The following is a 23757-nucleotide window of genomic DNA, read 5'->3' as shown; positions in this document are numbered from 1 at the left end:
TAGGTCATCGTCAAGATTAAATTCCGAAACCCCATTTGCGAAAGCAGGTGGGGTTTTGTTTTGGGCGCTCGGAAAGTAGCCCCAAGGCCATCACTCTCCTAAATGAAAAAATCACTCTCCAGACTGCCGTTGGAGAAATCCATGCAAAGTGTTTCCGCATTTTTGGTATGGTGCAGCACATTTTCGCAAGGAATGATCTTTCATCCGCAGGACGCGGCGTCGACCTTCCTCAACGAGATGCTGTAGAAATGCCTGAACCGATACCGATCAAAGACCACGAGAAAGAAAACCGTCTAGTCAACAAGCGCTTGCTTGCCTGTGCCATTTTGGTAATAAGCATCACGTGTGCCCTGGTGGGGCGGATGTATTTCCTGCAGGTGGTGCAATTCGACTATCACTCCACGATCTCTGAAAACAACCGTGTCCACGTGCTGCCGATCACGCCGACTCGCGGGTTGATCTATGATCGAAACGGGGTGCTGCTGGCCGACAACCGCCCCAGCTATAACCTGACCATCACTCGCGAGCGCACCACCGATCTCAAGGGGGAACTCGACGCTATCGTTAATCTGCTGCACCTGCCTGCTGAAGACCGCGCAGTGTTCGATAAGGCCCTGAAACAGGCCCGTCACCCGTTTGTTCCCGTGACATTGTTCTATGAGCTGAGCGAAGAGCAGATCGCGGTGTTGGCGGTAAACGAGTTCCGCCTGCCAGGGGTAGACGTTGAACCTCAGTTTGTTCGTCACTACCCGCTGGGCGCGCACTTTGCGCACTCCATCGGCTATGTAGGACGGATCAACGAGAAAGAGTCCAAGGACCTCGACTCGGTGGAGTATCGCGGCACGCAGTCGATCGGCAAGACCGGCATCGAACGCTTCTATGAAGCTGAGCTGCACGGTCACGTGGGCTATGAAGAAGTCGAAACCAACGCCCAAGGCCGCGTACTGCGTGTGCTCAAACACACCGACCCCATTCCCGGTAAAAATATCGTCCTGAGCCTCGACGTCAAACTCCAGGAAGCCGCGGAAGAGGCCCTGGGTGATCGTCGTGGTTCGGTGGTTGCCCTTGATCCGCAGACCGGTGAAGTACTGGCGATGGTCAGCAAGCCGAGTTTCGACCCGAACCTGTTTGTCACGGGGATCAGCTTCAAGGAATACGCCGCGCTGCACGATTCCATCGACCGGCCGCTGTTTAACCGGGTCCTTAGAGGCCTCTACGCGCCGGGTTCGACCATCAAGCCCGAGGTGGCCATCGCCGGTCTGGACAGTGGTGTCGTTACCGCCCAAACCCGTGTATTCGACCCCGGTTACTATCAACTGCCCGACTTTGATCACAAATACCGCAACTGGAACCACAGCGGCGATGGCTGGGTGGACATGGACGCCGCCATCATGCGTTCCAACGACACCTATTTTTACGACTTGGCCCACAAGCTGGGCATAGACCGGCTGCACGACTACCTGGCTGAATTTGGCCTGGGTCAGAAAGTCTCTCTGGATATGTTCGAGGAGTCAGCCGGCCTGATGCCTTCCCAGGCCTGGAAACGTGCCACGCGTCGCCAGCCGTGGTTTCCGGGTGAAACCGTGATCCTCGGCATCGGTCAGGGCTACATGCAGGTCACGCCGCTGCAACTGGCTCAGGCCACCGCTTTGATCGCCAACAAGGGTGTGTGGAACCGTCCTCATCTGGCCAAGACTATCAACGGTGTCCCGCCCGTAGACGAAAACCCCATGCCCAATGTGGTCCTCAAGGACCCGCGTGACTGGGAGCAGGTCAACCACGGCATGCAATTGGTGATGCACGACCCACGCGGTATCGCCCGGGCGGCAGCACAAGGTGCCCAGTACCGTATTGCTGGCAAGAGCGGTACCGCGCAAGTCGTCGCGATCAAGCAGGGCGAACGCTACAACCGTGAGAAGACATTGGAGCGCCATCGGGATAACGCCTTGTTCGTCGGCTTTGCCCCCGCTGAACATCCGAAAATCGTGATTTCGGTGATGATCGAAAACGGCGAGGCCGGTGGACGCGTTGCCGGGCCAGTGGTGCGGCAGATTATGGACGCCTGGTTGCTCGACCAGGAGGGTCACCTGAAACAGCAGTACGCGACGCCTGCGAAAGCACCGGGTGATCCGCACGTCTGAGTCACACTTCCCATTCATCCCAATGCTCTGCGTCTTCATAGGCAAGCCAGGGCACATCATGAACGGTCCAGATATGCGAGGTCGGCCTAACGCCTGGATCTTCATCCAGCGTCGCCACCCGCACAATCACATGGGGCTGATGCCCACGCTCAGCTATCAGATGTGAGCCGCAGCGCGAACAGAAATATCGGGATTTCCCGGGCGACGATTCGAAGGACGACAGCAGCTGCGCACCTTGCGTCCAGCGGAAATTCACGCGCATCACCCCAGCGGTAGCGACAAATGGCGCTGCATGCACTTTGCGACAACTGTTGCAATGGCAGTGGCTGATGGGCATGTCCAGGCTGTCTATCTGGTAGCGCACACTTTTGCAGAAGCAACTTCCATTGAGTGGTTCAGTCATAACCTATGGCCGGGTAAGGGGCGGATTATCATCATTGCTTACAACCTCGGGTTGCGCATTGTTTGATGTCGCCTACTGTCAATGAAGGAGGTGACTTATGCACGTATCAGATCGCATAGAGCGAAAGGTTCTTCTGCTCAACGCAACACGTAAACAGGTCTGGGAAGCGCTGACGGACGCCGAGCAATTCGGCGCATGGTTTGGTATTGCCCTCAAGGGCAAAACCTTCCGCGCCGGCGAAACCATTGAAGCGCAGATTACTTATCCGGGCTACGAACATGTGGTCTGGAAGGCAAGGATCGAACGCATCCTGCCGCAAACACTGTTTTCTTTCCGGTGGCACCCCTTCGCAGTAAAAGAGAACATCGACTATGACAAGGAAAAGCCGACTCTGGTTGAGTTCATCATTGAAGATCGTGCCCCTGGCATTTTGCTAAGGGTCGTTGAGTCTGGTTTTGATGAGGTGCCCGAGGCACGGCGTAAAAAGGCTTTCAATATGAACTCCCGTGGTTGGGATGAACAAATGGGCAACATTGAAACCTACCTGGCTGATTCGCACTCAAAACCTGGGCCTCATCATCAGCCCAGTGACTTATAACGCTCAATCACAGAACCATTCCTTTCCGCCCGGCGTCCCGCACCGCGTAGAATCATCGCCTGAAAGCGATTCCTGAGGTGCGGTACGGTGGATTTACAGCAGGGTTTTGTCCTGACCCGGCATTGGCGCGACACGTCGGCGGGTACCGAGGTCAGTTTCTGGCTGGCCACCGACCAAGGGCCGCGCTACGTCCGCCTACCGGTGCAGACCTCGGTGATGTTTATTCCCGAGGCCCATCGCAAGCCGCTCGATTGGCTGCTCAAGGGTGAGCGCGATATCGAGTTGCGCCCGCTGCAGTTATGCGATTTCCATCACCGTCCGGTGCTTGGACTCTATACCCGCCAACACCGCCAGTTGATGGACGTGGAGAAACGCCTGCGCGCGGCCGGGGTCGACGTTTACGAAGCCGATGTACGCCCGCCGGAGCGCTACATGATGGAGCGCTTCATCACCGCCCCGGTGTGGTTCGGCGGCACGCTCGACGCCACGGGCACCCTGTGCGACGCCCAGATGAAACCCGCGCCCGACTACCGTCCACCGCTCAAACTGGTGTCTCTGGACATTGAAACCACCGCCCAGGGCGATCTGTACTCTATCGCTCTGGAAGGCTGCGGCGAACGCCAGGTGTACATGCTCGGCCCGCCGAACAAAACCGACGCGGTGGATTTCAAGCTCGACTACTGCGACACCCGCGCCCAACTGCTCGAACGCCTCAACGCATGGCTCGTCACCCACGATCCCGACGCCATCATCGGTTGGAACGTGGTGCAGTTCGACCTGGGCGTGCTCCACGAGCACGCCCAGCGTCTCAACGTCCCGCTGATGCTCGGCCGCGGCGACGAGCCCATGGCCTGGCGCGAACACGGCAGTCGCAACCATTACTTTGCGGCAGCAGCCGGGCGTTTGATCATCGACGGTATCGAGGCGCTGCGTTCAGCCACTTGGAGCTTCGAATCCTTCAGTCTGGAAAACGTCGCGCAAACCTTGCTGGGCGAAGGTAAGGACATCTCCACGCCGTACCAGCGCATGGACGAAATCAACCGCATGTTCGCCGAGGACAAGCCCGCCCTGGCGCGCTACAACCTTAAGGACTGTGAACTCGTCACGCGGATCTTCGAAAAGACCGACTTGCTCAAGTTCCTGCTCGAACGCGCCAGCGTCACCGGACTGCCGGTGGACCGTAACGGTGGCTCCGTCGCTGCGTTTACTCATCTGTATATGCCGCTGATGCACCGCCAGGGCTTCGTCGCCCCCAACCTGGGGGACAAGCCGCCCCAAGCCAGCCCCGGCGGTTTTGTCATGGATTCACGCCCCGGCCTTTACGAATCGGTGCTGGTACTCGACTACAAAAGTCTCTACCCGTCGATCATCCGCAGTTTCCTGATCGACCCCGTCGGCCTGATCGAGGGGCTCAAGCACCCGGATGACAGTGAGTCGGTGGAAGGTTTTCGTGGCGCGCGCTTTTCCCGCACGCGCCACTGCCTGCCGTCCATTGTCGCGCGCGTCTCCGAAGGCCGCGAAGTGGCCAAGCGCGAGCACAACGCGCCGTTGTCTCAGGCGCTAAAAATCATCATGAATGCCTTTTACGGTGTACTCGGCTCCAGCGGCTGCCGCTTCTTCGATACGCGGTTGGCGTCGTCGATCACGATGCGCGGCCACCAGATCATGCGCCAGACCCGCGAACTGGTTGAAGCCCAGGGCTATGAAGTGATCTACGGCGACACCGACTCCACCTTCGTCTGGCTCGGCAGCGCCCATTCCCAGGAGGACGCCAGCCGCATCGGCCAGGCATTGGTGCTGCACGTCAATGAGTGGTGGCGCGAGCATCTGCGCAGCGCGTTCGGCCTGCAAAGTGCCTTGGAACTGCAATACGAAACCCACTTCACGCGCTTTCTCATGCCCACTATTCGCGGCGCGCAAGAGGGCAGCAAAAAACGCTACGCCGGCCTGGTCACCCGTGCCGACGGCAGCGAAGACATGGTCTACAAAGGCCTGGAAACCGTGCGCAGCGACTGGTCGCCCCTGGCTCGTCGGTTCCAGCAGGAACTCTACCAGCGCGTCTTCCACCGCCAGCCTCATCAGGACTATATCCGCGACTACGTACGGCGAACCCTGAGCGGCGAATTCGATGAGCTGCTGATCTACCGCAAGCGTCTGCGCCGCCAGCTGGATGACTATGAACGCAACGTGCCGCCTCACGTACGCGCCGCGCGCGTGGCCGATGAATACAACGACCACCTGGGCCGCCCGCGCCAGTATCAGCGCGGCGGCTGGATCCGTTACGTGATCAGCGTAAACGGTCCCGAACCGTTGGAGCTGCGCCAGTCGCCGATCGACTACGACCACTATGTCACCCGTCAATTGCAGCCGGTGGCCGACGCGATCCTGCCGTTTGTGAATGACGATTTTGGCACGTTGGTCGGCGGTCAAATGGGCTTGTTCTAGAACGCTTGCCTCGTTGAGCCCCGGCAATGCATTGTTGTCATCCGATGACGATTACCTGGGAGGAACACGCCATGTACACACTCTACGGCACCGACGAATCCGGCTCGTGCATGATCGAAATCGCCCTGCAGCGTTGCGCCGTGCCATGGCACCGGGTGGACGCCAGTTCCTGGCAGGACGGCGAGGGCAGTGATGCCCTGGCGCGGATCAATCCGCTCAAACAGATCCCTACGCTGGTCACCCCTGATGGTCAGGTGCTGACAGAAAGCGCGGCGATCCTGATCCACCTGGGCCTGGAGTTTCCTTCTTCGGATCTATTGAACGGCAACCGCGCGCAGATCCTGCGTGGGTTGGTGTACATTGCCGCCAATTGCTACTCGGCGATCGGCATCATCGACTATCCGCAGCGTTGGCTCGACAGTGGCAACGAAACGCTGCAGGCGCAGTTGGTCACAGGCACGCGTCGTTACCTTCATCAAGCCTGGGTGATTTTCGCCGATCAGTTCGCCGGGCAATTGTTTGCCTCGAGTGGCCAGCCGAATGCCCTGGGCATCATGGCGGCAGCGGTGTCACGCTGGGATGAAGCACGGGAGGCATTGAGCGCTCTGGCGCCAGGCTTTGCGCAAACACTGGCGCAGGTGGATGCAGACCCCATCGTGGCGCCTGTGTTTGCCCGTCATTGGCCGCAGTGGAATGTCTCGTAATGTTTGTGCAATCAGATGAAACAATGAACCTCGTCGCTTCAACCCCCTTGCTTAGCGGGCGTCGTGACCTACGCTTTCTTGAAGTGGTGTAGGAATCATCCTTGAATTTGAGTGTCGCAGACATGAAACTCAAGAACCCTGCATGGAATTCAAAGGAGGTGCGCATGCTCATCCGGTCGCTGACCCTGGCTACCTTGATGGCTTTTACGGGGCCGCTGTTGGCTGCTGATGATAATCCGCTCAAGCAGGACCTGGGCAAGGCCCGGCCCCTGATAGTGGTAGAGCTTGACGCCGGTAACCCCACGTTGTCGACGCTGAAGAAACAGCTGGACGAGCCTGCAACCAAGCAGCCCTTCGAAGAGCGCAGCATGGTGCTCTACACCGTGAAGTTCGGCAGCATCGGAGCGGAGGGGGAGAAGTTCGCAAAGGATCCCAAAGACAACAAAAAGCTCTCGCCACCGGAAACCAACGCGCTGATCCGCGCCCTCAAACTTGGCGTCGGCAGCGGTACCAAGGTGATTCTGGTGGGCAAGGATGGCGAGAAGAAACTCGAGAAGACCGTGCCACCTGACAGTCTCGACCTGAAGGAGTTCTTCAACGCCATCGATCAGATGCCGATGGCTGAAAAAGAAGCCGCTGCCGCTGCGGAACCCGCGCCCGTCGAGCCTGCTCCGGCCAAGGGTACGAAACCCGTCAAGCCGGCCAAGCCAGGCAGTAAACCGGCACCGCAACCACTGGACGACTGACGACGCATGATCGCGCGACTTTTTTCGGCGAGTAACGGGCCGTCGACGTTTGTCGAGTCAGGGTAATGTCAGCGCAGGGGGCGCAGTCCAGTGCGCCTGTCATTCTGTTACCTCCGCGGGTGCGCGATCGTACAGATCATCGAATCGCACGATGTCGTCTTCGCCCAGGTACTCACCGCTCTGCACCTCAATTATCACCAGGTCGATGATGCCGGGGTTGGTCAGCCGGTGTTTGTGCCCGGCCGGGATGTAGGTGGACTCGTTGGCGTTGATCAACAATTCACGCTCGCCGTTGGTGATCTGCGCCGCGCCGCTGACCACTACCCAGTGTTCGCTGCGGTGGCGATGCATCTGCAGCGACAACGACGCCTGGGGCTTGACCACGATGCGCTTGATCTTGAAACAGCTGCCTTCCTCCAGCACGGTATAGCTACCCCACGGCCGCGTGACGGTGCGATGCAGGCTGTATGCCGGATGGTGCTGACGCTTGAGCTCGGCGACGATATAGCGCACATCCTGGCTGCGGTGGGCATCGGCGATCAGCAGCGCGTCGGGCGTGTCGACGATGATCAGGTCGCGCAGGCCCACCGCGCCGACTACCCGCTCGGGCGAGTCGATGTAGCAATCGTGCACGTCATGCAGAATCGCTTCGCCGTTGACCTGGTTGCCTTGGGCATCGCTGGGCGCGAGTCGGCGCAGGGCTTCCCATGAGCCTATATCGCTCCAGCCGATGTCGCAGGGCACCACGGCCACTTGGCTGGACTGCTCCATCAGCGCCACATCGATGGAAATATCCGGCGCGCCGGCGAAGGCGTCCGCGTCCAGTTCACGCTGGCGCAACGTTTGGTTTTGCAGGCTATGGCTGTGCGCAAGCGAAGCGCGGCTGGCTTGGAGCACATCGGGTGCATGGGCGGCCAGTTCGTTCAGCAGGGTGCTGGCCTTGAAGCAGAACATCCCCGCGTTCCACAGGTGTTTACCGCCATCAAGGTAGCCTTGGGCGGTGGCCAGGTCGGGTTTCTCGACGAAGCGTTTGACCCGGTTGCCGTGGCTCAGTTTTTCGCCTTGTTCGATATAGCCAAAGCCGATTTCGGGGTAGTCGGGTCGGATGCCGAAGGTCACCAGGTAACCGGCCTCGGCGAGGTCGCGGGCCTGTGCCACAGCCTCGGCAAACGCCACCTCATTGAGGATCAAGTGGTCGGCGGGCATCACCAGCAACTGCGTGTCGCCGCCGACGTGTTCCTGCACATGCAGAGCCGCCACGGCGATGGCTGCCGCGGTGTTGCGACCAAACGGCTCCAGCAGAAGGTCCAGGGGCAGGTGGGTGTTGTTCACGCTGCGGTAGTCGTCGAGGGTGCGAAACAGCAGGTCGCGGTTGGTCACCGTGAGCACGCTGTGCACCCCAGGCAATTTGGCGGCGCGCTGGAAGGTTTTTTGCAACAGGCTCTGGCCGTCACGCATGCGCATGAAGGGTTTGGGCATGTCCTGCCGCGACACCGGCCACAGCCGCGTGCCCGAACCACCGGAAATGATGCAGGGAATTAATCCGTTGAGAGGCGTCATCAATGATTTCCTTGGTGGAAAGGACGGCAGCCACCGTCATGTAGACGGTGCAAGTCGCCCCACACCGACCATTGGGAGATGCACGCCACGTCGTATTCGACACGTTCTGAAGGTTGACAGGCTGTTCTCTGGTTCAGAAGTTGCCTTTCAAGCTTACCGTGAGATTGCGCGGCTCTCCATAAAAGTTGCCCCAGGAGGCGGTGCCGACAGTGTTGTAGTAGGTTTTATCAAACAGGTTGTTGCCATTGAGCGCCACGGTCCAGGTGTCGTCGATGCGGTACGCCAGCCGTGTGTTCCAGGTCGCATAACCGGCCTGTTCAAGTTTGATGGTCTGCACGCGATAGTTGCTGCTCTGGGCGTTGACCCCGGCGCCCACGCTCCATTTCGACAGCGCGCCGTCGAGTTGGTAATCGCCCCACAGGCGCAGCATGTGGCGTGGCACATAGGTGTTGGAAACGCCGCCTTCCTTCGCCACGTCGATGTTATTCAGGGCCTTGGTCTGCGTGTAGGTGTAGCCGCCGAACAGTTGCATCCGCTCCAGCACTTCACCACTGATTTCGGCTTCCACGCCCTGGGCGCGCACTTTGCCCTTGTCGGTGTAGCAATAGCCATCGACGGAGGTCGCGCATTGGGTGGTGTAGTCGGATTCGGCACCGTTTTTCTCCACGGCACGGAACAGCGCCAGGGAGCTGTTGAGGCGCCCGTCGAACCATTCGCCTTTGATGCCCAGCTCGTAGTTGTCGCCAATCTTCGGCTTGAGCGCCGCGCCGTCAACGGTAGCGTAGGAGCTTTGCGGCTGGAAGATATCGGCGTAGCTGGCATACACCGACAGGTGCTCGTCGAGGTCATAGATCAGCGCTGCAAACGGCGTCACTTCGCCGGTTTCGCGGGTGCGTGCATCCTGTACCGCCCATTCGCCCCAGGCCAGGTTGTTGGACTGGCGACGGTTTTCGTACCAGCTCACGCGGCTGCCCACGATCAGCATCAACGGCTCGGCCAGGCGCAGGCGCAACGTCGCATAGGTGCCGTACTGGGTTGCGGTTTCCTTGACCGTGCCGCCACGGTACATGTTCGGCCAGAAGCTGTTGTTGGGCGGTTCCGGAAAATGGTGATTGGGGTTATAGATGCTTTGGCGCGTGGGCAGGTTCTGGATCGCATACACGTCATCCTGGGTGCCCCGGCTGCCGTTGGCACCGAGGATCAGCTCGTGCTCAAGGCCGAAGGCTTCGAACTTGCCGTCCACATAGGCATCGAGGCCGAAGTCCTTGTGGTCGTAGTCCATCAGCGCCGCATAGGAATTGGCCGTGGGCGCCGGGTTGTCGTAGGCGATGGTGCCTTCGCTGGCGGCGTACTTGATGTCTTGCAGGTTGCGGCTGTGCACGGCCGCGACCTTGAGTTTCCAGTCGTCGTTGAACGCGTGGGTAAGGTCGGCGAAGACGGTGACGCGCTGGCTCTGCCAGTCGTTCCAGGATTGGCCCAGGCACGTGGAGCGGCTGAGCTTGGCGCTTTTGCCGTCAGCGTAGCGCGGCACGCCGCCCCAGCACGGGGTGGCGTCGACGTCTTCGTAGCTGGCGCCGACGCCCAGGGTAGTGTCGGGGCTGAGGTCGAAGTCCAGCGCGCCATAGAACGCCTGGTCCTGGCGCTTGGCAATGTCCATGTAGGAGCCGCGATGCTGCTGGCTGATCGCCGCGCGGCCACGCACCGTACCGCTGTCATTCAACGGGCCGCCGGTGTCGACGTCGGCGCGGTAGTTGTCCCAGGTCCCGGCGGACAGCGAAAGGCTGGTGGTGGGTTTGGCCTGGGGTCGCTTGCGCACGAAGTTCACCGCACCGCTGGCGGTACCGGCGCCCTTGAGCATACCGGCCGCGCCTTTGAGCACTTCCACCCGATCGTAGATCGCCATGTTGGCGCTGAAACTGTCGGCTTGTACGTAATCCTTGCCCATGTCGAGCGGTACGCCGTCGTACTGGTACTGGCCGAGCATCTTGAAACCACGGGAATAGAAATATTTGCCGCCCATGGGCGATTCGTAGGTGGTGATCCCCGGCGTGCGTTCCATCACGTCGTCGATGGTGGTGAGGTGTTGGTCGTCCATCAACTGGCGGGTCATCACGCTGACCGATTGCGGCGTTTCCCGCAGGCTGTGTTGGCCTTTGCCGATGGTTACAGCGCCCGTGGTGTAGGAACCAGTGCCGTCGGTGGTGGCGCCCAGACGGTCGCCGGTGATGGTGGTGGCACCCAGGTTCAGCGCGCCGGTGTCGGCCGGCTGTGGCATCAGCAGCCAGGTGCTATTGCCCTGGCGCTGGGCTTGCAGCCCCTGGCCGCGTAACAACTGGCCGAGTGCCTGCTCGCGGTCGAAGTGGCCACTGAGGCCGGCGCTGCTCTTGCCGGCGACGCTGGTGGCGTCGTACGACAGGCTGATCCCGGCCTGGCGGGCGAACTGGTCCAGCGCCGTGGCGAAGGCGCCGGCTGCGATGTTCCAGTCGCGGGCCTGGGTATCGCTGGCCGAGGTTTCGGCCTGCACGGCCAGTGACACACCGGCGCTGCTCAGACAGGCGCCGAGCAAGGCTGCCTGCACCGCGCGCTTGAGGGGTGAACGTTGGGAGGGGAACGCTTGCATGACCGCGGGATGCTCCTTAAGGAAGTGGACAGAACCGGCCTGTTGATCGGCCTTTCCTTACAGGTCGAGCGGCAATGCGAATTCACCTCATTTATTTTTGTGTTTTATACGCGGGCTGAAACGGTCACCCAATAACGGCTGCGGAAGGTGACATCGACCTTGAGCGATTGCGCCAACAAGGTCAGCACTTGATCGGTGTCGTCCAACTGGTACGTACCTGATACCCGCAAGCCGGCAACCGCTTCGCTGCAGCGCAGCAAACCATGTCGGTAGCGGCCCAGTTCGGCGAGGAAGTCATCCAGGCGCATCTGCTGGGCGCTGATCACGCCGTCGCTCCAGGCCCAGGGGTCCAGGCCGTTGGCGACAGGAGGGTGGATGCCGTTGCGGTCGAACATCACCTGTTCACCGGGGTTGATCAACTGTCGCGCACTGGCGCCATGGCTATCGGCAAACAGCGCCACGCAGCCCTGTTGCACGGCAAGCAGCGTGCCTTGGGCGTCTTCGCGGACCAGGAAACGCGTGTCGAGGGCGCGCAGGTGGCCGTCGCGGGTGCTGACCCAGAACGGCCGGCTGTCGGCGCCGGTGTTCACGCATATTTCACCTTGGCGCAACCGCACCTGGCGCCGCTCTTGAGTGAACGCCATATCGATGGCGCTGGCGCTGTTGAGCTGGACATGGCTGCCATCGTCCAACGCGACCCAGCGTCGTTCACCGGTGGCGGTGCGGTAATCGGCCATCAATGCAGGCAGCGGTGTGTAGTCGCGTCCCAGCCAGGTCAACCCCGCCGCGCCGGCTACCAGCCCCAGCAGTTTCAAGCCTTCACGGCGGCTGATGCGTTGGCGCGCACCGCGCAGGGCATGGCGTCCGACTTGTGCCGGCAGCAGGGCGAAATCATCATTCATCGTCGCCACGCGTTGCCACACACGCTGGTGTTCGGCGCTGGTCTGCAGCCAATGTTCGAACGCCGCGGTACTGGCATCGTCGGCGACATTGAAACGCAGCGTGATCATCCACTCGATAGCCTGGTCCACCAGGCGCGGGTCAGAGGTCGACATAGCGCAACCGATAACAGGCATGCAGTGCCTTGGACAGATCGCGTTCCACCGTGGCTTTGGACACACCCACGCGCAGCGCGATCTGCGCGCAGGTCAAGCCGTCCAGTTGCGCCAGCAAAAAGGCTTCACGCACACGTGGCTTAAGCTGGTCGAGCAGGCGGTCGATACGCTCCAGGCTGTCGAGAATCAGCAAGCGGGTTTCTTCCGACGGCACTTCGACCTCGGGAAAGTGCGCAAGGCTTTCAAGGTAGGCGCGCTCCAGTTCACGGCGCCGGTAGTGGTCGATCATCAGGCTGCGCGCAATGCTGCTCAGGTAAGCACGCGGTTGCTGCAAGGTCTGCTGCTTGCGTGCGTTGAGCAGGCGTACGAAGGTTTCCTGTGCAAGGTCGGCGGCGTGTTCACGGCAACCGGTGCGTCGGTTCAGCCAGCCGCGCAGCCAGGAATGATGGGCATGGTACAGCTGGCCGATCGCGGCATGGTCCAGTGGTTGATCGCTCGACATGGGCATCCTGGCGCAGCAGTCTTAATTGATAATGTTTCGCATTCTAGTCCGTATGTAGAGTAATGAGCAATCGTCGGCACGGGTATCCCGAACGAACCACCTATTGAGCAAAATGGTCGCCTGGCACGTCGCATCGCAGTATGAATCTCCACGACGACTGCGACGCGAGGGGCTCGCTCATCCCAACCGAGCCGCCGCCCGGGCCGTGATCTCGCCCCGCACCCTGCGCGAGTCCACCACACGCTTTTTCGCCTCTGCCACTACCTGCTCCGGCGCTGTCTGCGGGCTACCTGCCTCAAACGGCGGTGCCGGCGCATATTCGATCTGCAACTGCACCAATTGCGCCGCCGCTTCACTGTACAACTCCGCCGCCAGCACCAGCGCGAAGTCGATCCCGGCGGTGATGCCGCCACCGGTAAACAGGTTACCGTCGCGCACCACGCGCTCCTGCACCGGGATGGCGCCAAGCGGGGCGAGCATGTCGTGGTAGGCCCAGTGAGTGGTTGCCTTGCGCCCGCGCAGCAAACCCGCCGCGCCGAGCACCAGCGAGCCGGTGCACACCGAGGTCACATAGCGTGCGGTCTGCGCCTGGGCCTTGAGGAAGTCCAGGGTCTGCGGGTCTTCCATCAACGCACCGACGCCGGAACCGCCGGGCACGCAGAGCACATCCAGGTTCGGGCAGTCGGCATAGGTCATGGTCGGGGTAAACACCAACCCGGTGCTGGAAGTGACCGGCGCGAGGTCTCTCCATACCAGGTGCAACTTTACATCCGGCAGCGAGCCGAGCACGTCATAGGGGCCGGTCAGGTCCAGTTGCTGGATGCCGGGAAACAACACAAAGCCGATCTGCAAGGTCATCGATGATGCTCCGATAAAGGGGTGGACGGCTTCACTCTAGAGGCCTAGGCTTTGGCGAATACGCCATTGAGCCCACAAATTACGCCAATCATGCCCAGAATCGTCCACGTCCTCGCTTTCGATAATGCTCAGGTGCTCGATGTGACCGGGCCGTTGCAGGTCTTCGCTTCCGCCAACGACCTGGCACGCCAGCGCGGCTTGTCGTTGCCTTACGCCGTCTCGGTGATTGCGGCGCAGACGGAACCGGTAATGACCTCCGCCGGGCTGGCGCTGGTGGCTGAGCCGCTGCCGGCCGTCGATGCGCCGTGTGACACCCTGGTGATCGCCGGTGGCTGGGGCGTATACGGAGCCGCCGAAGACCTGGCCCTGGTCGACTGGGTGCGCGAAAAAGCCCGGTACACCCGGCGCATGACGTCAGTGTGCACCGGTGCGTTTCTATTGGCCGCCAGCGGCATGCTTGACGGTTGCCGCGTGGCTACCCACTGGACGCGCTGTGAAGAACTGGCGCGCAAGTTTCCCGCGCTGACGGTGGAGTCCAATCCTATCTTTATCCAGCAGGGCGGCGTGTGGACCTCGGCCGGAGTGACCGCCGGCATCGACCTGTGTCTGGCGCTGGTGGAAGAGGATCTCGGTCGCGCCGTGGCTTTGGAAGTGGCGCGGCACCTGGTGGTGTTCCTCAAGCGTCCTGGCGGCCAGTCGCAGTTCAGCGTCACGCTGTCCCTGCAAAAGAGCGACAGCCGCTTCGCCGAACTCCACGCGTGGATCGCCGAAAACCTCAACCTGGAGCTGAACATCGCGACGCTGGCCGCCCAGGCCGGCATGAGCGAGCGCAGCTTCGTACGCCATTACCGTGCCGAAACCGGGCAGACCCCGGCGCGCGCGGTCGAACTGATCCGCGTCGAAACCGCGCGCCGACAATTGGCCGACAGCCACACGCCAATCAAGCGCATTGCTGTGCAATGCGGTTTTGGCTGTGAAGAAACCCTGCGCCGCAGCTTTCTAAAAGCGTTGTCGGTGACGCCCCAGGCTTACCGCGAACGCTTTTCGCCGGTGTCGTAAGCGAGCAATTCCAGCAGTGCATCAAGCGTCGCTTGCGGCGCTTCCTGGGGCATATTGTGGCCCACGCCGGGCAGCACCTGTCGCCGGTAAAAACCACTGAAGTGCGCCAGGTCATCGTCCTCTTGCGACGGCGGGCCGACACCATCATCGGCACCGCACAAGGAAATGCTCGGCACCGAAATCGGCGGTTGTCTGGCGAGTTGTTCTTCGATGAACGCCAGCGCGGGATCGCCAGGCGCATACATGAAACGGTGGCGATAGGAGTGAACCACCACCTCGACAAAATCCGGGTTGTCGAACGACGGCGCGGTCTGCTCATACAGCCCCGGCCCCTCGGCCCAGGATGGCGACCACAACGACCACAGCAGCCTGCACAGTTCGCGACGGTTGGCGGTCAAGCCGTCCACGCCACGCTGGGTGTGGAAGTAATACTGGTACCACAACCGATGTTCCGTCTCCGGCGGCCTTGGCTTGAGCGACTTGGCAATGTCCTGGATGTTGTAGCCGTCCCCGGTCACCAGGCCGCGCACGCGTTCCGGCCATAGCGCGGCGACGATACACGCGGCGCGCCCACCCCAGTCATAGCCGGCCAACGTCGCTTGCGCGATGGCCAACTCATCCATGAAGTCCAACAAGTCCTTGGCCAGCGCCGCCTGTTGTCCGGAGCGCATCACCTGGTCGTCGATAAACCGTGTTGGCCCATAACCGCGCAGGTAGGGCAACAGTACGCGGTAGCCGCGCTCGCCGAGCACTGGCGCAATCGCGTCGTAGCCGCGAGGGTCGTAGGGAAAGCCATGCAGCAGAATCACCGGTTCACCGTCGGCGGGGCCATGGGTTTCGTAGGCGATGTCGAGCATGGACGTTCGTACGTTTCTCAGGGTTGCCACACGGTTTTCTCCCCACTCAATTTGCGATCCAGAAACGTCGCCGCACTGATCAACGCCAAATGGCTCAACGCTTGTGGCGTATTGCCCAGGTGCCGCGCCTGGCTGTCGAACTCTTCGGCATACAAGCCTAAAGGGTTGGCATAGCGCAACAGTTGCTCGAACTCCAGGTGAGCTTTGTCCACCTGCCCGGCGCGTGCCAGGCATTCGACGTACCAGAACGAGCAGGCGGCAAACGCGCCTTCGGTGCCTTGCAGGCCGTCGATCCGGCTGTCGTCGTTGCGGTAACGGTAGACCATGCCGTCGCGCACCAGGCTTTTCTGAATAGCCTCCAGCGTACTCAGCCAGCGTGGGTCGGTGGCCGCGACGAAGCGCACCAGTGGCATCAGCAGCATCGAACCGTCGAGCGCGGTGCTGCCGATGTGCTGCACGAAATGCCCGCGTTCTTCGTTCCAGAAGTTGCTCCAGATGTCGGCATAGATCGCCTGGCGTGTCTGGTCCCAGCGGGCGAAGGGCGCCGGCAGCGAGCGTTTGGAGGCCAGGCGGATCGCGCGGTCCAGGGCCACCCAGCACATCAGTCGCGAATGCAGGAAGTGGTGCTGCTCGCCGCGCATTTCCCAGATGCCCACGTCCTGGCTGTCCCAGATCCCGCAGACCTGATCGACCACGTCCACCACATGTGCCCAGCCTTCGTGGGAGATGGCCTCGCCGTACTTATTGACCAGGTACACCGCGTCCATCAACTCGCCGTAGATATCCAGCTGGATCTGCTCGACCGCCTCATTACCGATGCGCACCGGCCTGGCGTCGCCGTGGCCGCTGAGATGGTCCAGGTGGGTCTCGGGTAACTCCTGGCGACCGTCGATGCCATAGAGGATATTGATCTTGACCGGTTGGCCGCAGCAGTCACTGACCCGGCCTCTGAGCCAGCGCATATAGGCATTGGCCTCCTCGACAAAGCCCAGGCGCATGAAGGCGTAGACGGTGAACGACGCGTCGCGGATCCAGGTGTAACGGTAATCCCAGTTGCGTTCGCCGGCAGGAGTTTCCGGCAGGCCGAAGGTGGCGGCGGCGATGATTGCGCCGTGTTTGCGCGAGGTGAGCAACTTCAGCGCCAGGGCCGAACGGTTGACCATTTCACGCCAGCGCCCGCGGTAGTTCGACTGGGCGATCCAGCCACGCCAGAACTTCAAGGTGTGGGCCAGCGCGAGGTCGGTACAGCCGCTGTCGACGCGTTCGTCCGCCTGGCCGCCGAGTACGAACTCGGCGCCTTCATCCTGGGCCAGGGTGAAGGTGGCCACGGCGGCATTGTCTTCGATGTGCAGCGCATGGCTGCCGGCCAGGCGCAAGCCGGGTTGGCCCTGGGCGGTGAACGTCACCGTGCCGTTATCGACGGTGGCGTGGGTCGGTTTGCGTGCATAGTCGTGGCGTACCGCGCAGCGCAGGTGCAGGTCGGCCGTGCCGCTGACCACGCGCACGCGGCGAATCAACAAGGGCAGGTCGTCGACTTCTTCGCTGATGGTCAGCAGGTCGGTGATTTCCACCACGGCTTCGTCGCTGAGCCAGCGGGTTTGCAACACGTTGGTGTCAGGCAGGTAGATCTGTTCGCGGCGCGCGTTGGGCAGGTCCGGAGTGAGCTGGAAGGTGCCGGCATCGGGGGTGTCCAATAGGGCGCAAAAGATCGATGGGCTGTCGAATTCCGGCCAGCAAAAAAAGTCGATGCTCCCTTTATCGTTCACCAGCGCCGCGCTGCGCATATCGCCGATGATGCCGTGGGCGTCAATGGCACTTTGGGGTTCGTTCCTGAGATCAACCATTGTCACGAAACTCCGGATAAAGGCTCATGCCGCCGTCGATGAACAGCGTGCTGCCGACGACGTAATCGGAGGCGTCGCTGGCCAGCCACACCACGGCGTTGGCCACGTCCTCCACGTCACCGACGCGGCCATAGGGAATCAGCTTCAGCAATGCCTGTTCGGCCGCGCCTTCGGTGGCGGCGCGGTTGATCGCCGTGCGAATTGCCCCCGGCGCGATGCCGTTGATACGGATGCGGTGCTCGCTGACCTCCTGGGCGAGGGTGCGCATCAGCATCTCCACGCCGCCTTTTGACGCCGCGTAATTCACATGCCCGGCCCAGGGGATCAGTTGGTGCACCGAGCTCATATGGATGATCTTGCCGGCGGCCCGTGACACGCCGTCACGAATCCCCTGGCGATTGAAGATACGCACGGCCGCCCGGGCGCATAGGAACTGGCCGGTGAGGTTGACGCCGATCACGCTGTTCCAGTCGTCCAGGGTCATGTCGACCAGCGCCGCATCCTTTTGCATGCCGGAGTTGGCCACCAGGATATCCAAGTGGCCAAACGCATCCAGGGTCTGGGCGAACAGCCGTTCCACATCCGCCTCGTTGGACACGTCGGCGCCAATGGCAATCGCCCGGCCGCCGTTGGCGTTGATGTGTGCCGCCAAGTCCTGGGCCGGCGCGGCCTGGCTGTTGTAGTTCAGCACTACTGCAGCGCCCGCTTGCGCCAGCGCTTTGGCCGCGCCAGCGCCGATTCCGGAACTGGCGCCCGTCACCAGCGCCACTTGTTGCTCCAGCGAAATGTGCATTGCCCACCTGACCTTGAATTCGTGAGTTCAGCTCAGCTGACTGATGGCGCGCAATAGAAGTTCATCCATGTGAAATTCGCGACTACAACCATAGCGATAAAAGGAATAAAAGAATTATAAAAAATAACCATAAGATACTAAAAAACCGTTGAAAAGCGTTTGACAGGATTTTTTGCCACGTGTCTTATAGGCACACATCAACCCGCTCCGCTGGTAGTTCAGCAGTCACGCGGAGTCACCTATAAGAGACGCCTATGTCTATATTGGCAGCTATAGGGGAACTACCAGGGCAGGGGGCAACGCGGTTGCCCAAGTTGGTTATCTTCGATTGTGATGGTGTATTAGTCCAAAGTGAAGAAATTACCCTGTCTGTATTGATCTCCTTGCTTAATGCACGTGTACCTGCCAGCAAAGCACTCGATCAGGCTTATTTTATTGAGCACTTTCGTGGGCGAAAGATTGCGGACTGTCTGCGCGAAGCCGAGCAGCTATTGGATATGTGTCTGGAGTGTCAGTTTGAAGATGAGTTTCGGGCGCGTGCGCTGGAAGCATTGACACTTGAGTTGAAAGCCACCGATGGAATCATTGATGTCTTGCAGCGGCTGCAGGTGCCGTATTGTGTGGCCTCCAGCGCGCCACGAAACAAGATAGAGCAATGTTTGCAGCTGACCGGTTTGTTCTCTTATTTCGAGGGGCGAATATTCAGTTGTTATGAGTTGGGGCGTTGGAAACCTGACCCTCTGGTGTTTTTAACGGCGTGTGCTGCATATAACGTTAAGCCATATGACGCCCTGATAGTTGAAGACAGTGTCACGGGTATTCAAGCCGCTGTTGCGGCCGGCATAAAAGTTCTGGGGTTTGGCCCGGTGCACCGTCACGATGTATTGGCCGACGCGGGCGCAGGTGTGTTTGCCAGTATGCATGAACTACTGAGCATCATTGAACAGTTCACTCAAGGAGCAGGCGTTGTGGGTACATTGGGTTATATGGAGCGGCTTAAACATAATGATCATCTTGCGAAGTGTGGTGGGATTCATCGCCTGTTATATACGCGCCCTATAAAAAATACCTGTTGGAAAAATACCCGGCGGCCGTTGCCCATATCGAGCAATTGATGCCGGACGACTTTGCGCAGCCCGGCGGGTTCGCCAGCGTAACCACCAACCCACGGTTGGTCGCTGCCGTGATCCTGGAAAAGCGCGACTACTGGTCCTCGCGTTTCAACCTGGCCAGCCTGTCGGCCGCTCAATTGCGCAAGAAGCTGTATGACGAAGTGATCGTTGAAGGCGCCGCGACGCTCATGCCGCGATGGGTTCAATCGGCCCAGGCCGAGGGCTGGGTCTGCGCCCAGGTCGACCCTGGGGACGTGCATTGCTGCGAACGCATGACTGCGCGGGGCCTGGAGCTGCAGCGCCTGGCCGCGAATGTGATGGTAAAGGTGCCAGGCAGCCTGGAGGGCTTCGAGGCTGTCGAACAACTGGTCGCCCAAGGCACGTCGATCAACATCACCTTTTGCTTTACCGTCACGCAATTCCAGGCCGGGCTCCAGGCGATAGAGCGAGGCCTGGCCACCGCGCGCGGCAAGGGAATCGATACGAGCCGTTGTAAATATGTCATCACCTTCATGATCGGGCGTTTTTCCTGTCAGCCCGAGTTCTCGCTGCAGGCCGCAGAGCGCGGCCTGATATTGAGCCCGCAAGCGATGCGCTGGGCCGAATTACTGATCTACGAGCAGATACAAAGTCTGGTGGGCGCCTCGAACGTGCCCGTCAAGACGCTGCTTTCCAGCATAAAAATCGACGTCGACGAGCGTGGCAACAAATCCTGCTGGCACCTGGAGAAAACCGGGCGGACGGCAACATGCTACACGTTGACACCCGATGTGGTGGAGTTTCTGATCGAGCGTGAAAGCCACGGCAAACCGGTGGTTCCCGCCAATGAGCCGGCTTCGGTGCCGTCGTCGATCTTCGCCACGCTGATGCGGATTCCGTACTTCTGCGAGGCGTACTTCGCCGACAGCATCGAACCCTACGACTTCGGCAATCATGAGGCGTTTATCAACGCCTGCAATGAAGCCAACAGCGCGTACCGGCGCCTGACCGATTACTGCGTTCGACTCTGCCCTGCGGCCAGCCCCCTAAAAATGGCGTTCAACACCCTTCTGGCTGCTGAATACGGGGTGTTGGCATGAACAGAATGATCGGTTTATGGGCACATCCACGCTCGCGCTCCACCGTGCTGGAACGGGTGTTTATCGAACGCGGCGACTTTGAGGTCTTCCACGAGCCTTTTGCGCATATGGCGTTCCGTGAAGACTCGGCGATTCCGTCGGATGAGTGGGATCACAGTTTGCCCACCACCTATCAAGGGATAAGGCAGCATCTTATAAAGGCCAAGGAACAGGCCAACGTCTTTCATAAAGACATGTGCTATCACTGCCTTGATGCATTGAAAGTGGATGTGGACTTCCTGGCGCAACAGGACAACATCTTTATTATTCGCGAGCCTGCCAGCAGTATTGTTTCCCATCACCGTATACACCCGGACATGCCCCTGCAGGCGATTGGGCATAAAGCCTTGTACGAGATCTTTTGTGTGGTGACCAAACTCACCGGCAAAGTGCCTTACGTGATGAATGCAGATGAACTTGCCGCCGATCCGGAACGCGTTATTCGCAAGTTGTGTGATTACCTGCAGATCGAATTCCTGCCCCACGCCATGACGTGGAAACGCGAGTGCCCGCCGCAATGGAAAACCTGGAGAAGTTGGCACGTGGCCGCGGAAAACAGTGAGCGCATTGTGTTGCCGCAGCCTCAGTCTGTCGACTTCAGTGCATTCGACCGCGCGCCGGAACTGCAACGTATGTATGACTTTCATCGGCCGTTTTACGCGCGAATGAACGAATTTTGTCAATAGGGTGGGTGCATGAAAAAGTTAATTATTACCGGCGCTGCCAATGGCATTGGTCGGGCAACGGTGGAACAGGCCATCCAACAAGGCTACTTCGTGATTGGCGCCGACAAAGATGCGGATGGCTTATACGCATTGCAACGACTGTATGGCGCGGATGTATTGGAAGTGCACGTCGCAGACTTTTCGGACAGTGCGACCCTCAAGGGTTTTATTGCCATGCTCTACGAACGTCACGCGACGATTTACGGATTGATCAATAACGCCGGTATTTACCATGGCAAAAGTATCTACCACTATTGTGATGATGAAATCGACGAGATCCTCAATGTAAACCTCAAGGCGCTGGTCTACCTCTCCAAAGACTTCGCCGAACGGGAGATGCGTCACGAAGCCCCGCGCAGCATCGTCAATATCGCCTCGGTGGCCGGGGAGGTGGGCAGCTGCGACGCGATGTATGGCGCCACCAAGGCGGCGGTGATCGGCCTGACCAAGGCCAACGCGTGGAATTTTGCACCGTTCGTGCGGGTGAACGCAGTGTCGCCGGCGCTGATCCACGACACCGCCATCTACGACACCATCCCCGAATACCGCCGTGCGGAATATGCGCGCCAGGAAATTCTCAAGGACCCGATCCTGCCCGGCGCGGTCGCCGAGGTGATTTTGCTGCTGGCCGGTGAGGCCATGCGTCATATCAGCGGCAGAGTGATTCCGGTCGACAACGGAGCCTACCCACGATGACTGCGTCGGCACCCAAGAAAAAACTGCTGCTGGTGGGCGCGGGCAACCTGTGCCTGCAGATCCTGAAGATCCTCGGGCCAAAAAATGCGTTCGAGTTTGTGGTGCTCGGTCGCAATGAAGAGGCGACCGTACGCCTGTGTAACCTGGTGCAGCTGTCATGTGCACAGTTGGGGCACTACATCGCGATCAAGCCCGTGATCGCCGACCTTACCGATATCGACAGGGTCACGCGGCTGCTGCGTGAAGAAGCGCCGGACCTGCTGGTGAACTGCGCGTCGCTGCAGTCGTGGCGGGTGATCACCGGCTTGCCCAAACAGTCCTTCGAGCAACTTGATCAGGCGCAGTTCGGTCCCTGGCTGCCCATGCACCTGACGCTCATGCACGGCCTGATGCAAGCCGTGAAGGCCTCGGGCATCGCAGCCAGAACCGTCAATGCGGCGTTCCCCGATGCCGTCAACCCGATACTGGCCAGGGTGGGGCTGGCGCCGGATATCGGCGTGGGCAACGTAGCCAACCTGATCCCGGCGCTGCGTTTTTCCCTCGCGCGGCTGCTGGAGTGTGCACCCGACGATGTGCAGGTGCAGTTGTATGCCCAGCATTACTTCAGCCACTACGTGCCACGCGGCGGTTTGCCTGGACGCGCCAATTACCGCTTGTTGTATGAGGTTCGCGACCGTCCGGACGTGGCACGCCTGCCGGCCGAGGTGATCTTTGCCACGGTCAAGACCGCGTTCCGGCGCCTGGGCGGCATCGATGGGCAATTTCTCACAGCCTGTTCGGCGGTCACGGTGATCGAAGGGCTGGTTTCACCCACGCCGGTGCTGGTGCATGCCCCCGGCCCGTTGGGGCTGCCGGGTGGGTATCCGGTGTGGCTGCACGATGGGCGCATTGAGGTGCAGTTCTCGCACGCCTGTCCGCAGGACGAGGCCGTGCGCATCAATACCATCTGCCAAAGCCAGGATGGCATCGACGAAATCCATTGCGATGGATCGGTGAGCTACAACCCTCAGTGCATGGCCGTGATGCAGGCGATGCTCGGCTACTCGAAAAAAACCATGTCCATCGAACAATCCGCCGACTGTGCTCGCGAGTTGGCGAGCAAGTACGCGGCTTTCAAAAATACAACTGGGGTAGGTGCGTGATGAATCGGATGTCGTGGCACAAGCACAACGAAGTCGCCAGTTACGCGACGCAATATTCGGCCGACTTCGTCGAGCGCTGGGATGACTTGATCGATTGGGAAAAAAGAAAGGCGGGGGAGAACGGTTTCTTTGAAAACCTGCTGAAGCGGCACGGCGTGAAGTCGGTGATTGACGTGTCGACGGGCAGCGGTTTTCACGCGGTGCAACTCAAGCAGGCGGGGTTCGATGTGGTCGCCACGGACGGCAGCAGCACGATGCTGACCAAGGCCCGCGCGAACTTCAGGGCGCGAGGGCTGGATATCGAATCGCACTACATGGACTGGCAGACCCTCGACCCCAGCGTGTTGGGGCACTTCGATGCCGTGGTGTGCCTGGGCAGTTCGCTGTGCCATGTGTTTGCGGCGCGTGACCGAATCAGTGTGCTGGAAAAATTTCGCGCGCTGCTCAAGCCGGGCGGCTTGCTGATTGTCGATCAACGCAACTTCTTTGCCATTCGCGCGGGCAAGTTCAAGTCCAGCGGCAATTACTACTACTGCGGCAAACAGGCGTCGGTCAGCCTGGGGCAAGTGGATCAGTCGCTGTGCGAATTCATCTATTCCTTCGACAACCAGGAACAGTACTGCTTGCAGGTCTATCCGCTGCTACCCGGGGAGCTGACCAGAGAAGTGCTTGAATCCGGGTTTTCATCCCATGAAACCTACGGCGATTTCGAGCGCGACTACGACATGATGGATTGTGATTTTGTCATCCACACCGCACGCGCCATATGAGGAGGGCCT

General features: G+C 60.3%; 21 protein-coding genes. 12 read left to right on the top strand and 9 right to left on the bottom strand.

Annotation, left to right across the window (positions count from 1 at the left end):
- Positions 1–248: 248 nt before the first annotated feature.
- Complete coding sequence (gene mrdA, locus V6M90_RS03530) at positions 249–2141, top strand: penicillin-binding protein 2 (RefSeq protein WP_332846082.1); 1893 nt, start codon at positions 249–251, stop codon at positions 2139–2141.
- 1 nt (position 2142) lies between these two features.
- Here mrdA and V6M90_RS03525 read toward each other — a convergent pair whose 3' ends face one another.
- Entirely contained in the window at positions 2143–2544 is a 402-nt protein-coding gene (locus tag V6M90_RS03525) for a GFA family protein (protein WP_332846081.1), read from the bottom strand.
- Positions 2545–2641: 97 nt separating this feature from the next.
- Here V6M90_RS03525 and V6M90_RS03520 point away from each other — a divergent pair, with 97 nt between their 5' ends.
- From V6M90_RS03520 to V6M90_RS03505, 4 genes are all read left to right on the top strand, one after another.
- Complete coding sequence (locus tag V6M90_RS03520) at positions 2642–3142, top strand: SRPBCC family protein (protein ID WP_078823929.1); 501 nt, start codon at positions 2642–2644, stop codon at positions 3140–3142.
- Positions 3143–3229: 87 nt separating this feature from the next.
- Positions 3230–5587 carry a DNA polymerase II gene (locus V6M90_RS03515; protein ID WP_332846080.1) on the top strand — a complete coding sequence of 786 codons (2358 nt, stop codon included), beginning with the start codon at positions 3230–3232 and terminating at the stop codon, positions 5585–5587.
- 71 nt (positions 5588–5658) lie between these two features.
- On the top strand, positions 5659–6291 hold the full coding sequence (locus tag V6M90_RS03510; RefSeq protein WP_003172997.1) for a glutathione S-transferase N-terminal domain-containing protein: 633 nt from the start codon (positions 5659–5661) through the stop codon (positions 6289–6291).
- A 164-nt stretch (positions 6292–6455) separates the two neighbouring features.
- Positions 6456–7037, top strand: a complete 582-nt coding sequence (locus V6M90_RS03505) for a DUF4174 domain-containing protein (RefSeq protein WP_042944439.1) — start codon at positions 6456–6458, stop codon at positions 7035–7037.
- Between the two features lie 99 nt (positions 7038–7136).
- Here the strand turns inward: V6M90_RS03505 and V6M90_RS03500 are convergent, their stop codons facing one another.
- The 5 genes from V6M90_RS03500 to V6M90_RS03480 all read right to left on the bottom strand — a co-directional run bounded on the left by V6M90_RS03500 (position 7137) and on the right by V6M90_RS03480 (position 13632).
- Positions 7137–8597: a mannose-1-phosphate guanylyltransferase/mannose-6-phosphate isomerase gene (locus V6M90_RS03500; protein WP_078823933.1), complete on the bottom strand. Its 1461-nt coding sequence runs from the start codon at positions 8595–8597 to the stop codon at positions 7137–7139.
- 133 nt (positions 8598–8730) lie between these two features.
- A complete protein-coding gene (locus V6M90_RS03495) occupies positions 8731–11217 on the bottom strand; it encodes a TonB-dependent siderophore receptor (protein WP_332846079.1) in 2487 nt (828 codons plus the stop codon).
- A gap of 104 nt (positions 11218–11321) precedes the next feature.
- Positions 11322–12272 carry a FecR domain-containing protein gene (locus V6M90_RS03490; protein WP_305428978.1) on the bottom strand — a complete coding sequence of 317 codons (951 nt, stop codon included), beginning with the start codon at positions 12270–12272 and terminating at the stop codon, positions 11322–11324.
- Positions 12259–12774, bottom strand: a complete 516-nt coding sequence (locus V6M90_RS03485) for a sigma-70 family RNA polymerase sigma factor (RefSeq protein WP_332846078.1) — start codon at positions 12772–12774, stop codon at positions 12259–12261. Before V6M90_RS03485 ends, V6M90_RS03490 begins: the two co-directional genes overlap by 14 nt.
- Positions 12775–12951: 177 nt before the next feature.
- On the bottom strand, positions 12952–13632 hold the full coding sequence (locus V6M90_RS03480; RefSeq protein WP_305428979.1) for a DJ-1/PfpI family protein: 681 nt from the start codon (positions 13630–13632) through the stop codon (positions 12952–12954).
- Positions 13633–13722: 90 nt separating this feature from the next.
- Between V6M90_RS03480 and V6M90_RS03475 the strand changes: the two genes are divergently transcribed.
- Positions 13723–14691 carry a GlxA family transcriptional regulator gene (locus V6M90_RS03475; RefSeq protein ID WP_332846077.1) on the top strand — a complete coding sequence of 323 codons (969 nt, stop codon included), beginning with the start codon at positions 13723–13725 and terminating at the stop codon, positions 14689–14691.
- On the opposite strand, the gene V6M90_RS03470 is transcribed toward V6M90_RS03475, so the two are convergent.
- The 3 genes from V6M90_RS03470 to V6M90_RS03460 are packed head-to-tail and all read right to left on the bottom strand — an operon-like array spanning position 14661 to position 18185.
- Entirely contained in the window at positions 14661–15548 is an 888-nt protein-coding gene (locus V6M90_RS03470) for an alpha/beta fold hydrolase (protein WP_305429599.1), read from the bottom strand. The two genes, V6M90_RS03475 and V6M90_RS03470, sit on opposite strands and share 31 nt — an antisense overlap.
- 17 nt (positions 15549–15565) lie before the next feature.
- The gene (locus tag V6M90_RS03465) at positions 15566–17392 is read right to left on the bottom strand and encodes a glycoside hydrolase family 15 protein (RefSeq protein ID WP_141064971.1); all 1827 of its coding nucleotides are present in this window, start codon (positions 17390–17392) and stop codon (positions 15566–15568) included.
- Positions 17385–18185 (bottom strand): glucose 1-dehydrogenase, encoded by an 801-nt coding sequence (locus V6M90_RS03460; protein WP_003173010.1) that lies wholly within the window; start codon positions 18183–18185, stop codon positions 17385–17387. The genes V6M90_RS03465 and V6M90_RS03460 overlap by 8 nt, the downstream gene beginning before the upstream one ends.
- 254 nt (positions 18186–18439) lie before the next feature.
- Between V6M90_RS03460 and V6M90_RS03455 the strand changes: the two genes are divergently transcribed.
- From V6M90_RS03455 to V6M90_RS03430, 6 genes are read left to right on the top strand one after another with little or no spacing between them, the layout of a single operon-like run.
- Entirely contained in the window at positions 18440–19300 is an 861-nt protein-coding gene (locus V6M90_RS03455) for an HAD family hydrolase (protein ID WP_332846076.1), read from the top strand.
- Positions 19258–20376, top strand: coding sequence for a transaldolase family protein (locus V6M90_RS03450; RefSeq protein WP_232291296.1), 1119 nt, complete (start codon positions 19258–19260; stop codon positions 20374–20376). Before V6M90_RS03455 ends, V6M90_RS03450 begins: the two co-directional genes overlap by 43 nt.
- Positions 20373–21101, top strand: coding sequence for a sulfotransferase-like domain-containing protein (locus tag V6M90_RS03445; protein ID WP_003173012.1), 729 nt, complete (start codon positions 20373–20375; stop codon positions 21099–21101). The genes V6M90_RS03450 and V6M90_RS03445 overlap by 4 nt, the downstream gene beginning before the upstream one ends.
- Positions 21102–21110: 9 nt before the next feature.
- Complete coding sequence (locus V6M90_RS03440; RefSeq protein ID WP_003173013.1) at positions 21111–21836, top strand: SDR family NAD(P)-dependent oxidoreductase; 726 nt, start codon at positions 21111–21113, stop codon at positions 21834–21836.
- Positions 21833–22978, top strand: a complete 1146-nt coding sequence (locus tag V6M90_RS03435; RefSeq protein ID WP_332846075.1) for a Rossmann-fold NAD(P)-binding domain-containing protein — start codon at positions 21833–21835, stop codon at positions 22976–22978. The genes V6M90_RS03440 and V6M90_RS03435 overlap by 4 nt, the downstream gene beginning before the upstream one ends.
- Complete coding sequence (locus V6M90_RS03430; RefSeq protein ID WP_003173015.1) at positions 22978–23748, top strand: class I SAM-dependent methyltransferase; 771 nt, start codon at positions 22978–22980, stop codon at positions 23746–23748. The genes V6M90_RS03435 and V6M90_RS03430 overlap by 1 nt, the downstream gene beginning before the upstream one ends.
- Positions 23749–23757: the final 9 nt, after the last annotated feature.

This window comes from Pseudomonas lactucae, assembly GCF_036688725.1.
Taxonomy (GTDB): Bacteria; Pseudomonadota; Gammaproteobacteria; order Pseudomonadales; family Pseudomonadaceae; genus Aquipseudomonas; species Aquipseudomonas lactucae.
The sequence above is the reverse complement of the archived record's forward strand: the minus strand, read 5'-3'. Positions and strand labels throughout refer to the sequence as shown.